The sequence below is a fragment of the Pseudomonas sp. UBA7530 genome, from assembly GCF_002479365.1.
Taxonomy (GTDB): domain Bacteria; phylum Pseudomonadota; class Gammaproteobacteria; order Pseudomonadales; family Pseudomonadaceae; genus Aquipseudomonas.
In genome coordinates this window covers 234,318-245,479 of the sequence record NZ_DLMS01000006.1, presented here as the reverse complement: position 1 = coordinate 245,479, position 11,162 = coordinate 234,318, and the positions used below count along the sequence as shown (strand labels likewise).

General features: G+C 66.1%; 11 protein-coding genes. 9 read left to right on the top strand and 2 right to left on the bottom strand.

What is annotated here, in order from left to right; translation table 11 throughout:
• Window positions 1-88 precede the first annotated feature (88 nt).
• The gene (locus B2U07_RS11055) at window positions 89-937 is read left to right on the top strand and encodes a universal stress protein (RefSeq protein ID WP_275547823.1); all 849 of its coding nucleotides are present in this window, start codon (window positions 89-91) and stop codon (window positions 935-937) included.
• Window positions 938-1,012: 75 nt separating this feature from the next.
• On the opposite strand, the gene B2U07_RS11050 is transcribed toward B2U07_RS11055, so the two are convergent.
• Together B2U07_RS11050 and olsB are read right to left on the bottom strand one after the other, a co-directional pair.
• A complete protein-coding gene (locus tag B2U07_RS11050) occupies window positions 1,013-1,795 on the bottom strand; it encodes a lysophospholipid acyltransferase family protein (protein ID WP_275547822.1) in 783 nt (260 codons plus the stop codon).
• A 79-nt stretch (window positions 1,796-1,874) separates the two neighbouring features.
• A complete protein-coding gene (gene olsB / locus B2U07_RS11045) occupies window positions 1,875-2,606 on the bottom strand; it encodes an L-ornithine N(alpha)-acyltransferase (protein WP_275547821.1) in 732 nt (243 codons plus the stop codon).
• 147 nt (window positions 2,607-2,753) lie between these two features.
• Here olsB and B2U07_RS11040 point away from each other — a divergent pair, with 147 nt between their 5' ends.
• The 8 genes from B2U07_RS11040 (at window position 2,754) to B2U07_RS11005 (ending at window position 11,152) form a co-directional block, all read left to right on the top strand.
• The gene (locus B2U07_RS11040; protein ID WP_275547820.1) at window positions 2,754-3,644 is read left to right on the top strand and encodes an acyl-CoA dehydrogenase family protein; all 891 of its coding nucleotides are present in this window, start codon (window positions 2,754-2,756) and stop codon (window positions 3,642-3,644) included.
• 66 nt (window positions 3,645-3,710) lie between these two features.
• A complete protein-coding gene (locus tag B2U07_RS11035) occupies window positions 3,711-4,496 on the top strand; it encodes an MBL fold metallo-hydrolase (RefSeq protein WP_197854935.1) in 786 nt (261 codons plus the stop codon).
• Window positions 4,497-4,604: 108 nt separating this feature from the next.
• Window positions 4,605-5,723: a serine hydrolase domain-containing protein gene (locus B2U07_RS11030; protein WP_275547819.1), complete on the top strand. Its 1,119-nt coding sequence runs from the start codon at window positions 4,605-4,607 to the stop codon at window positions 5,721-5,723.
• Complete coding sequence (locus B2U07_RS11025; RefSeq protein ID WP_275547818.1) at window positions 5,720-6,040, top strand: amidase; 321 nt, start codon at window positions 5,720-5,722, stop codon at window positions 6,038-6,040. The genes B2U07_RS11030 and B2U07_RS11025 overlap by 4 nt, the downstream gene beginning before the upstream one ends.
• Window positions 6,041-6,168: 128 nt before the next feature.
• Window positions 6,169-6,741 (top strand): YceI family protein, encoded by a 573-nt coding sequence (locus B2U07_RS11020; protein WP_275547817.1) that lies wholly within the window; start codon window positions 6,169-6,171, stop codon window positions 6,739-6,741.
• Entirely contained in the window at window positions 6,738-7,898 is a 1,161-nt protein-coding gene (locus tag B2U07_RS11015) for a phospholipase D-like domain-containing protein (RefSeq protein ID WP_419096337.1), read from the top strand. Before B2U07_RS11020 ends, B2U07_RS11015 begins: the two co-directional genes overlap by 4 nt.
• Before the next feature lie 223 nt (window positions 7,899-8,121).
• The gene (locus tag B2U07_RS11010) at window positions 8,122-9,084 is read left to right on the top strand and encodes an alpha/beta fold hydrolase (RefSeq protein ID WP_275547836.1); all 963 of its coding nucleotides are present in this window, start codon (window positions 8,122-8,124) and stop codon (window positions 9,082-9,084) included.
• 274 nt (window positions 9,085-9,358) lie between these two features.
• The gene (locus B2U07_RS11005) at window positions 9,359-11,152 is read left to right on the top strand and encodes a DUF1302 domain-containing protein (protein ID WP_275547815.1); all 1,794 of its coding nucleotides are present in this window, start codon (window positions 9,359-9,361) and stop codon (window positions 11,150-11,152) included.
• Window positions 11,153-11,162: the final 10 nt, after the last annotated feature.

Here is an 11,162-nt window from a genome sequence, read left to right as displayed (position 1 = left end):
CCCGCGTCTTGCCTGACCTGCATCAAGGAGTACGGCGCCGGCAGACGCTTGAATGTAACGCGGTGTTTGAACACATGGAGGAAACGAGATGATCAAGATTCTGGTAGCGACCGACCTGTCCGAGCGTTCAGCGCATGCGGTGCAGCGCGCCGTGCAACTGATCCGTCGCCAGGGTGGCGGCGAGTGGTACCTGCTGCACGTGATCGATGACGACGCACCGGCTGCGCATGTGCAGCGTCAGGTGCAGCAGGCGGAAACCCTGCTGCAGGCGCAGGCCGAGCGCCTAGGCGAGCAGTGCGGCAGTGTGCCGCGAGTGATCGTCGGCACCGGCGAGGCCGCCATGGTGATCGTCGAAAGTGCCCAGGGCATGGGCGCCGATCTGCTGGTGGTGGGCGCACATCGCAAGTCGGCGTTGCGCGACTTCTTCGTCGGCACCACGCTCGAACGCGTCGTGCGCAGCAGTCATCTGCCGGTGCTGCGGGTCAATGGTCCGGTCACTCACGAGTACCGTCATGCGCTGCTGGCGATGGACCTGTCGCGCACTTCGCAACAGGCGCTGAAGCGGGCGTGTGAGCTGGGCCTGGCGAACCTCGACGACCTGCACGCGGCCAGTGCGGTCGAACCGGTGGCAGCGGGCGCGATCATGGAGGCCGGGCTTAGCGCCGAGGCGCTGGAGAGCCAGCGCGAGCTGCTGCGTGAGCAACTGGTGGAACGTCTGCATGCTGCGGGCGCGTCGCTGGGCCATGAGCGCCTGCTGGTGCAGGTTGGTTCGCCGGAAGGCGTGATCGACGAGGCGTTGCGTCACTCCGGTGCCGACCTGCTGGTACTCGGCACCCATGCTCGTGAAGGCGTCTCGCGCTTCTTCCTGGGCAGTGTGGCCAGCCGCCTGCTGGCCTCGCTCGACAGCGATGCGTTGATCGTGCCGCCGGCTGGCTGAGCGGCTTTGTAGCCTGGATGAAATCCAGGGAGCCCTTGCAAAAGCCCCCGGATCGCATCCGGGCTACGCGGTGGATTAGGCGGCTTCGGCTTCGGTCGCCACCATGGCGGGCGTTTCCAACTGCAGTGCCGTGGCGATGATGGCCTGGCTGTGCCGGGCCAATTCGTTGCGGCTGCGTGATTCGCTGGGGATCGGCGCGAGCAGGCGTATCTCCACTTCACAGGCCGAGCTGGAAAGCAGGCGCAGCAGGTGCGAGAGCATGTCGTCGTCGCCCACGAAAGGCGCGACGGGGCAGGGTTGGCCATCGCGCAGGTATCGGATGGCCACCGGCTGCAGCGCCACGCCGCTGTCGATTGCGCTGCTCAGCAGGCGGCCGTGGAAAGTGCGCAGGGCGAGGCCATCGGTGGTGGTGCCCTCGGGAAAAATCAGCAAGTGATGGCCTTGTTGCAGGTGGCGGCTGAGCTGCTGGCCGACCTGGCCGCTGTCGCCGGCGCCACGGCGGATGAACAGTGTACCGCCCTTGTGTGCCAGCCAACCGGCCAGCGGCCAGGCGCGCACTTCGGCCTTGGAGAGGAAGGACAGCGGCTGCAGGGCGCCGAGCAGCGGGATGTCGGTCCATGACACGTGGTTGGCGACCCACAGCATCGGCTGCGTCGGCAGCTCGCCTTCGACTCGCACGCGAAACGGCAAGGCACCGCCCAGGCGCGCCAGGAACCAGCGCGTCAGGCGCTGGCGCAGGGGCATCAGGTCATGCCGCACCACGCGTTCGCAAAGGCTGACGATGGCTGCCAGCAGCGTGCCGAAGGCGATGACCAGGGCCAGGTGCAGCAGGCGCAGGGAAAGGCGCAGTCGGGTCATGAAGGACTCCAGATAAAAAAAGCCGGCCTCTGTCTACAGGGCCGGCGCAAGCGATGCAAGTTCCTAAATGTGTGGCGCGTCAGACGGCTGCCTTGAAGTGCCGGGCGTAGCGTGGGCAAAGCTCGTCGCGCTTGAGCAGGATGAACACGTCGGCCACTTGGAAGTCCTTGTCCCAGCAGGGTTCGCCGCAAATCTTCGCGCCCAGGCGCATGTAGGCCTTGAGCAGCGGCGGCATCTCGGCGATGACGTTGCTCGGCAGGTCCAGTTGCGGCAGCGGGTGTTTCGGTTCGGCGCGCAGGTGCTCGGTGCACAGGTAGCGCTCGCGCAGGCGCTGCATCACGGCATGAGCCTGGATGCCGCCGTCCTGCATGGAGATGCTGGCGCAGCCCATCAGGTAACGATAGCCGCCTTCGTTGAGCACCTCGGCCAGCTCGCCCCAGAGTACGGCGATGGTGGCGCCGTTACGGTAGGCGGAATCGACGCAGGTGCGGCCGATTTCCAGCACCGGGCCTTCGAGGCCGGCCAGGCCGTGCAGGGCGAATTCCTCTTCGCTGTAGTAGCGGCCGAGGCCCGCAGCGGCCTGATGGTCGAGCAGGCGGGTGGTCGCCACCAGCTGGCCGCTTTCCAGGTCACGCACGCCGATATGGCGGCAGTGGATGTCGTAGTCGTCCATGTCCAGACCCAGTTCGGCGCCGTTGAGCTTGGCGTCGAATTCCGCGCTGAACACGCGGTAGCGCAAGGCCTGGGCTTCACGCAGGGCGGCGGGGCCATGCAGGCGTTCGGCCTGCAGACGGCGAGCGTTTTGAGTCATGCCAGATCCTCCGTGTGCCGGCTGGGTGCTTGCAGCCGGGCGATCTTGTTGGGCAATCTCAGGCTAGGTAGCTGCGGTGTCATCACCGTGAAGCTTTTTTGATGCTTGTGTGACGGCAGTCGGAAGCTGCCCACGAGGAGAGCCGCGATGCCCTGGTCCAACCTGTTTCAGCCCGTCCAGCGCCTGACTGCCGAAGCCGGATTGGAAGACTGGTACACGCGCCTGCTGGCGCGGCTGGGCGGTACTCCACAGCCCTTCGATCTGGCTCTGCTGGGCGGTCTGCAGGCGGCCACGCCGGGTCTGGCCTTTCTCGCCGGCTACCAGGCGGCGTTGCGTGTGCTGTGGCCAGCGGCGCCGTGGACGGCCGGTGCGCTGTGTGTAACCGAGAATCGCAGCACCCGCCCGGCGGACATGGGCACACGCATCGAAGGCCTGCAGCTCAGCGGCCGCAAGGATTTCGTCACCGCCGCCGAGTGCGCCGACTGGCTGCTGGTGGCGGCGCGCGAGGAGGGTGCGGGGCAGGCGCCGCGCCTGGCCTTGGGCGTGGTGCGCCAGGGTGCGCCCGGTGTGCGTATCGAACCGCTGCCGGCGTTGCCGCTGATGCCGGAGATCGGCCATGCGCGCCTGCACTTGCAGCAGGCGCAGGGCGAGCGCCTGGCCGGCGACGGTTGGGACGGCTACGTCAAACCCTTTCGCACTCTGGAGGACGTGCATGTGCTCACGGCGGTGAGCGCCTGGCTGTTCGGCATCGGCCGTGAGTGTGACTGGCCGGAGGCCTTGCTGTTGCGCCTGCAGGCGCTGCTCGCCGGTTGCGCCGAGGTGGCGCGGCAAGCGCCCAACGCGCCGACCACCCATCTGTTGCTCGCCGGCCTGTTCGCCGAGCAGCAAGCCCTGGCCGGCGAGGTGGAGGCCGCTCTGGCGACCGGGCCGACGCCTTGGGCGGAACTGTGGCAGCGCGACAAGGGCTTGCTGCGCATCGCCGAGGCGGCGCGGGCCAAACGCCTGGAGAAAGCGCGGCGGATTGTCGCCGGCCTTTGATCCATATCAGTACTGGCTGGTGGTGGTGCGCATAAGGTTGCTTCGCGATTCATCTACGAGGTTTCCATGCGCCGCGAGCCCATCGTGCTGTTCGATAACGGCAGCCACCAATGCCTGATGTTCGATGACCTGGTCAGCGGCGAAGGCGTGCAATCCAACCAGTTCCTGATCACCGACAACGAGCAGTATCTGCTGCTCGATCCGGGCGGTGACCTGACCTACACGCCCCTGTCTCTGGAGCTGTCCAAACACATTCCGGTGCAGGACCTGACCTACATCTTCGCCTCGCATCAGGACCCGGACATCATCGCCTCGCTGGACAAGTGGCTGCTGCACACCCGTGCGCGAGTGATCTGCTCCAAGCTGTGGGCGCGTTTTCTACCGCACCTGACGGCCAACTATCTGGTGCTGAGCCGTGGCATCAACACCTTCGATCGCATCATCGCGCTACCGGATCGCGGCCAGAGCATCCCGCTTGGCAAATGCACGCTCAAGGCGGTGCCGGCGCACTTCCTGCACTCGGTGGGTAACTTCCAGGTGTACGACCCGGTGAGCAAGATCCTCTTCTCCGGCGACATGGGCGCCTCGATGGTCGACGACGCCACGCCGGTGCGCGACTTCGTCAACCACGTGCCGAACATGGAGGGCTTCCATCGCCGCTACATGGCCGGCAACAAGGCGTGTCGCCTGTGGGCGGCGATGGTGCGCGAGATGGACGTGGAAATGATCGTGCCGCAGCACGGCCGGCCCTTCGTCGGCCCGGAAATGATCAGCGCCTTCCTTTACTGGATCGAGAACCTCGAATGCGGTCTCGACCTGATGGGCCCGGAGGATTACCAACTGCCCAAGTGACGGCAGTGGTGCTCTGCCCGAATGAGCCGCGGAGATGGCGCAACAGACCCTTCAAGCCGTCATCTTCGCCATGCTAGGGTGCGCGACGATTTCTGATCGAGACCGCCCATGCCCACTTCCTTGCTTCGTCGACTGAGCCTGGCGCTCGCTCTCAGCCTGGCTGCCAGCACCGCCCTGGCGGAAAGCTGGCCGCAACCCGACTGGCAGAGCCAACCCCGTATCGATAGCGCCGCGCTGGCCGAACTGGAACAGTACGCCTTTCCTGAGCGCGATGACGTCGAACGCACGGGCGCGCGCACCGATGCCCTGCTGGTGATACGCGACGGGCAGATCGTCTACGAACGCTACGCCGAGCCCACCACGGCGCAGACCGCTCACCTGACCTGGTCGATGGCCAAGAGCCTGCTTGCCACCACCCTCGGTGTGGCCTACGGCGAAGGACGCTTCAAGCTCGATGCGCCGGCTGCGCAGTACTACCCGGCGATGGCCGAGCATGCGCAGATCAAGATCGGCCACCTGCTCAACTGGGCCTCGGGCCTGGCCTGGGAAGAGGACTACGAGTACGCGCCGCTGAAATCCTCGGTGGTGGCCATGCTCTATACCCGCGGTCGCGCCGATATGGCGGCGTTCACCGCCGCGCATGAAGCCGATGCCGCGCCTGGTACGCGCTTTCGTTATTCCAGCGGCGACAGCAATGTGCTGGCTGCCGCGTTGCGCGGCATGGTCGGCGAGCAGGCCTATGCCGACTATCCCTGGACCGCGCTGTTCGAGCCGCTGGGCATCACCAGCGCGACCTGGGAGCGCGATGCCAGCGGCACCTTCGTCGCCTCGTCCTATGCCTACCTGAGCGCGCGTGACCTGGCCCGGGTCGGCCTGCTGATGCAGCGCGGCGGGCGCTGGGGCGAGCGCCAACTTCTGCCGACGGCCTGGGTCGATTTCGTCTCCACGCCCTTCGCCGACTATCAGCCACAGAATTTCGCGCCTGGTGATGCCGTACCGGGCGGGCACTGGTGGCTCAACGCCGAGTTGCCGGGCGCTGCGCGGCCCTGGCCGGATGCACCGGCCGACACCATCGCCGCCCTGGGCCACTGGGGCCAGGGACTGTACGTGATGCCGCAGGAGAAACTGGTGGTGGTGCGTTACGCCGATGACCGCGACCGCAGCTTCCAGCACAACGAATTGCTCAAGCGCGTGCAGGCGGCCTTCGCCACGGAGGTGCAACCATGATTCGTCGTCACCCGATTCTCAGCGTGCTGGCGCTGCTGCTGATCCTGGCGCTGGCCTGGGCCTGGCCGAACCGCGCGCATCTGGCGGCGTTCCCCGACATCATCGGCGCCTACACGGCCAAGGAGTACTGCTCCTGCCGTTACGTCAGCGGTAATCCGGCGGCCTATTGCGAAGGCTATGTCGCGCAGTACGTGCCGATCAGCAGCCTGCTCGATGATCACAATGCCAAGCGTGTGACCGCCAGTGGCCTGGGCCGCACCCACAGTGCAGCTTGGCTGGGGGAGCGGCAGGGCTGCCAGTTGCTGCCGAGCAAGTAGAACGGGTGAAACCCGCCAACTCGGAAGCGGCGGGTTGCAGCCGCGCTACGGTGCTCTGGGCGCTGGGCTTTGCAACGCTGGCCGTGGCGACTATCGTTGCCGCCTGGTCATGCCTTTATCGAGTTCTCATGCGCCGTTCGCTTCCTGCCCTGCTGCTGGCTGTCGCCTTGCCCGTTCACGCCGACTGGTACCTGGACAACGAGTCCTCGCGGCTGTCGTTCATCTCCACCCATTCCGGCAGCCAGTCGGAGGTGCATCGCTTCCTCACACTGCACGGGCAGATCGCCGCCGATGGACGCGCGCGCCTGCGCGTGGACCTGGATTCGCTGAGCACCGGCATCCCGCTGCGCGACGAGCGTCTGCGTGCCATGTTGTTCGACACCTCGCGTTTGCCTGAGGCACGCATCAGTGCCCAGGTCGACCTGCCGCAACTCACCGACCTGGCGCCCGGCGCGCAACTGGAGCTGCGCCTGCCCCTGCAACTGACCCTCAACGAGCGCACCCGCGAGCTGGACAGCGAGCTGCTGGTCACCCGCCTCGATGATCGCCGCTTCCAGGTGGTGACCCTGGCGCCGCTGGTGCTGCACGCCGAAGACTTCGCCCTGGCCAGCGGCATCGAGGCGCTGCGCAAGATCGCCGATCTGCCGGCCATCAGCCTGTCGGTGCCGGTGGGCGCCGTGCTGATCTTCACGGCGCGGTGAGCGTGCACAAGCGCGGCCGCATCTTTCCCTGGCGCGGTGGCAATCGCTTCGAATTGCTGTTGGACGGTCCGGCGTTCTTCCCGCGCATGCTGGCAGCCATCGAGGGTGCCCGGCAGCAGGTGGAGATCGAGCTTTACCTGATCGAAGACGGCCGCTGCAGCGAGCGCCTGGTCGATGCCCTGTGCCGAGCGGCCGAGCGCGGGGTGACGGTGCGCGGCCTGTTCGATGCCTTCGGCGCGGCCAAGCTGGGCGCCGCGCTGCGCGAGCGCATGCAGGCCGCCGGCATACAGCTGCGCTGGTACAACCCGGTGCGCTGGCGGCGTGGCATCCGCAACTTTCACCGCGATCACCGCAAGCTGCTGCTGGTGGATCAGTGCCTGGCCTACGTCGGCGGTACCGGCTCCACCGATGAGTTCTGGCTGCCGGACGAAGCCCGCAGCCCCTGGCACGAAGCCATGGTGGAAATCGAAGGGCCGCTAGTGGGCGACTGGCAGCAGTTGTTCGAGCGGCTGTGGCGGGCACGATTTTCCTGGCGCCCGAGCCATCAGCCGATCCCGCTGAGCCTGCCGGAATGCCCGCCGGCCGGCGTTGGTCTCGGGCGCGTGGCCTACGCCGACGCGGCGCAGCACCGCGACATTCTGCTCTCGCTGTTGCGTGCGCTGAGAGGCGCCAGGCGGCGCGTGTGGCTGGCCACGCCGTACTTCCTGCCCACCTGGAAAATCCGCCGTGCCCTGCGCCGCGCCGCGGCGCGCGGTGTCGAGGTACGCCTGCTGCTGGCCGGGCGCAACACCGATCACCCGCCAGTGCGTTTTGCCGGCCAGCGCTACTATCCCAGGCTGCTCAAGGCCGGTGTGCGCATCTTCGAGTACCAGCCCAGCTTTCTGCACCTGAAGATGGTGCTGGTGGACGACTGGGTCAGCGTCGGCTCGTGCAACTTCGATCACTGGAACCTGCGCTTCAACCTCGACGCCAACGTCGAAGCCCTGGACCCGGACTTCACCCAGGCGGTGGCGGCCAGCTTCATCGAGGATTTCGCCAACAGCCGCGAGATCACCCTCGATGACTGGCGCCAGCGCCCCTGGTGGCGCCGCGCGCAACAACGTCTGTGGGGCTGGCTGGATCGCCTGGCGGTGAATCTGCTGGATCGCTGGCGCTGAGCGCCTGAACCACCCGTCGATGCCTGAGGGCTCTATCTAGCGTGTTTCAGTCACATTCGGCAAAGCATTGCAGCCTTGATGAGCGGGGGCGGTTGCTATATTCGCTAGCCCCTGCATGCCTGCGCCTGGTCGTAGCGAGCATGCACTCATCAGACACAGGAATGCGCCCGTGAAGAAAACCCTGCTCACCGCGACACTTTCCGCCAGCCTCCTTCCACTTTCCATGCTTCAGGCTGCGCCGCAGACCGAATATGGCCCGCAACTGGAGGGCTTCGAGTATCCCCACCCGATCCAGCGCTTCGCGTTCAGTTCGCAGCAGCAGGAGCTGTCGATGGGCTACATGGATGTGAAGCCAGCCGGCAAGGCCAATGGCCGCACGGCGGTGCTGCTGCATGGCAAGAACTTCTGCGGTGCAACCTGGGAAGCGACCATCAAGGAGCTGGCGGATGCTGGCTACCGCGTGATCGCGCCGGACCAGATCGGCTTTTGCAGCTCGAGCAAGCCGCGCGGCTATCAGTTCAGCTTCGGCCAGCTGGCCAGCAACACCGATGCGCTGCTGGAGTCCTTGGGCGTGGAGAAGGCCACGGTGATCGGCCATTCCATGGGCGGCATGCTGGCCGCACGCTACGCGCTGGCGCATGCCGAGCGGGTGGAGAAACTAGTGCTGGTCAACCCCATCGGCCTGGAGGACTGGCAGGCCGAGGGCGTGCCCTATGTGACCGTCGACCAGCTCTACCAGGGCGAGCTGAAAACCTCCTACGAGGGCATCAAGAACTACCAGCTGAAGTTCTACTACAACGGCGTGTGGAAGCCCGAGTACGACCGCTGGGTCGACATGCTTAACGGCATGTACAGCGGGCCAGGCAAGGAAATCGTCGCCTGGAACCAGGCGCAGACGGCGGAGATGCTCTTCACTCAGCCGGTGGTGCACGAGTTCGCCAACATCAAGGCGCCAACCCTGCTGCTGATCGGTGGCAAGGATCGCACCGCCCCAGGCGCCAACCGTGCGCCAGAGGACGTCGCCAAGCGTCTCGGCAACTACCCGGAGCTGGGGCGCAAGACCGCCGAAGCGATCCCTGAGGCGAAACTCGTGGAATGGCCGGAACTGGGCCACTCGCCGCAGGTGGAAGCGCCGGCGCTGTTCCACGAGGTGCTGTTGCGCGAACTGGCAGCCAGCGGCAACTGATCGACCTGGCAGAGCCTGGCCCCAGGCTCTGCCCCTTCTCCAGGACGCCATTCGCGTCGTCCTCTGACAGCGCCTTTCGGTGCCTGCCTGCAAATAGTTCCCCACCCGCCTGATGGTCCGTCATTCAGCAAGCTGAGGTCGGCCCGCGTGCGCCCGTCTCAGGGCGCCGTTCATCCTTTCGGGCGACAGGCGAAATCCCTCCTTGGTGCGCTTATCCGGGGCCTGTTCCCCGCCTAGGGTTGGCGCTGCAGTACCCAATACCTAGGAGACCCGCATGACAACAACAACAGGGCCCGGACTATTCCAGCCGCACACCTTGGCTTTGGCCGTCGCCGTCGGTTTCGCCGCTCCGGCACAGGCCGTCAATTTCAACATCGGTGAGATCGAAGGGCAGTTCGACAGTGCGCTGTCGGTCGGTGCCAGCTGGTCGATGCGCAGCCCGGATCGCGATCTGATCGGCCCCAACAATGGTGGCCAGGGTCAGGCGCAGACCGGCGACGACGGCCGCCTGAACTTCAAGAAGGGCGAGACCTTCTCGAAGATCTTCAAGGGCATCCACGATCTCGAGCTGCGCTACCGCGACACCGGCGTTTTCGTGCGCGGCAAGTACTGGTACGACTTCGAGCTGAAGGACGAGAGCCGCCTGTTCAAGGACATCGACGACAGCAACCGCAAGGAGGGCGCCAAGTCCTCGGGCGCGGAAATCCTCGATGCCTTTCTCTACCACAACTACGCCGTCGGCGATCTGCCGGGCACCGTGCGGGTCGGCAAGCAGGTGGTGAGCTGGGGCGAGAGCACCTTCATCGGCAACAGCATCAACTCGATCAACCCCATCGACGTCGCGGCCTTCCGCCGTCCCGGTGCGGAGATTAAGGAAGGCCTGATCCCGGTGAACATGCTCTACGTATCGCAGAGCCTCAGCGACCGCCTGAGCATGGAGGCCTTCTACCAGCTGGAGTGGGACCAGACCATCCTCGATAACTGCGGCACCTTCTTCTCCACCGCCGACGTGGCCGCCGATGGCTGCGACAGCGGCTACCACATCGGCTCGCCGGCCATCGCACCGCTGCAGCCGGTCGCCGCCGCGTTCGGTCAGGGCTTCCGCGTCGACAGCGAAGGGGTGATCCTGCCACGCGCCGGTGATCGTGATGCGCGTGACCAGGGCCAATGGGGCGTGGCCTTGCGCTGGCTGGGTGACGAGACCGAGTACGGCGCTTACTTCATGAACTACCACAGCCGTACGCCCATCGTCAGCACGCAGAACGCCGGCCTGGCCACGCTGGCGGCGCTGCCGGGGATCATCGGCACCGCTAACGGCATCGCGCCGGGCAGCGGCGCCGGCCTGGCGCAGAGCGTGATGCTCGGCAATGGTCGCTACTACCTGGAATACCCCGAGGACATTCGTCTCTACGGTCTGAGCTTCTCCACCACGCTGCCCACCGGCACCGCCTGGGCCGGCGAGATCAGCTACCGGCCGAACCTGCCGCTGCAGATCAACACCACCGACATGACCCTGAGCCTGCTCAACCCGATCGCCCCCGGCACCTCGCCGGTCGCGGCAGGGCCGGGCCAGGACAACGTCGGCTATCGGCGCAAGGAAGTCACCCAGCTGCAGACCAGCTTCACCCACTTCTTCGATCAGGTGATGGGCGCGGGACGCTTCACCCTGGTCGGCGAGGTCGGCGTGGCCCACGTCGGTGGGCTGGAAAGCCGCGAAGACCTGCGCTATGGCCGTGATTCGCTGTTCGGTGCCTACGGCTTCAACGGCGACACCGACGGCTTCACTACCAGCACCTCCTGGGGCTACCGCGTGCGCGGCATCTGGGAGTACAGCAACGTGTTCGCCGGGGTCAACCTCAAGCCGAATATCTCCTGGTCGCACGATGTCGACGGCTACGGCCCCAACGGCCTGTTCAACGAGGGCGCCAAGGCCATCAGCTTCGGCATCGACGCCGACTACCGCAATACCTACACCGCCAGCCTGTCGTACACCGACTTCTTCGGCGGCGATTACAACGTCGCGATCGACCGCGACTTCCTGGCGCTCAGCTTCGGCGTGAGCTTCTAGGCCATCAGGA

Coding starts and splice junctions, on each gene's coding strand:
- B2U07_RS11055 (WP_275547823.1), top strand. CDS start 89: ATGATCAAGATTCTGGTAGCGACCGACCTGTCCGAGCGTTCAGCGCAT.
- B2U07_RS11050 (WP_275547822.1), bottom strand. CDS start 1,795: ATGACCCGACTGCGCCTTTCCCTGCGCCTGCTGCACCTGGCCCTGGTC.
- olsB (WP_275547821.1), bottom strand. CDS start 2,606: ATGACTCAAAACGCTCGCCGTCTGCAGGCCGAACGCCTGCATGGCCCC.
- B2U07_RS11040 (WP_275547820.1), top strand. CDS start 2,754: ATGCCCTGGTCCAACCTGTTTCAGCCCGTCCAGCGCCTGACTGCCGAA.
- B2U07_RS11035 (WP_197854935.1), top strand. CDS start 3,711: ATGCGCCGCGAGCCCATCGTGCTGTTCGATAACGGCAGCCACCAATGC.
- B2U07_RS11030 (WP_275547819.1), top strand. CDS start 4,605: ATGCCCACTTCCTTGCTTCGTCGACTGAGCCTGGCGCTCGCTCTCAGC.
- B2U07_RS11025 (WP_275547818.1), top strand. CDS start 5,720: ATGATTCGTCGTCACCCGATTCTCAGCGTGCTGGCGCTGCTGCTGATC.
- B2U07_RS11020 (WP_275547817.1), top strand. CDS start 6,169: ATGCGCCGTTCGCTTCCTGCCCTGCTGCTGGCTGTCGCCTTGCCCGTT.
- B2U07_RS11010 (WP_275547836.1), top strand. CDS start 8,122: ATGCTTCAGGCTGCGCCGCAGACCGAATATGGCCCGCAACTGGAGGGC.
- B2U07_RS11005 (WP_275547815.1), top strand. CDS start 9,359: ATGACAACAACAACAGGGCCCGGACTATTCCAGCCGCACACCTTGGCT.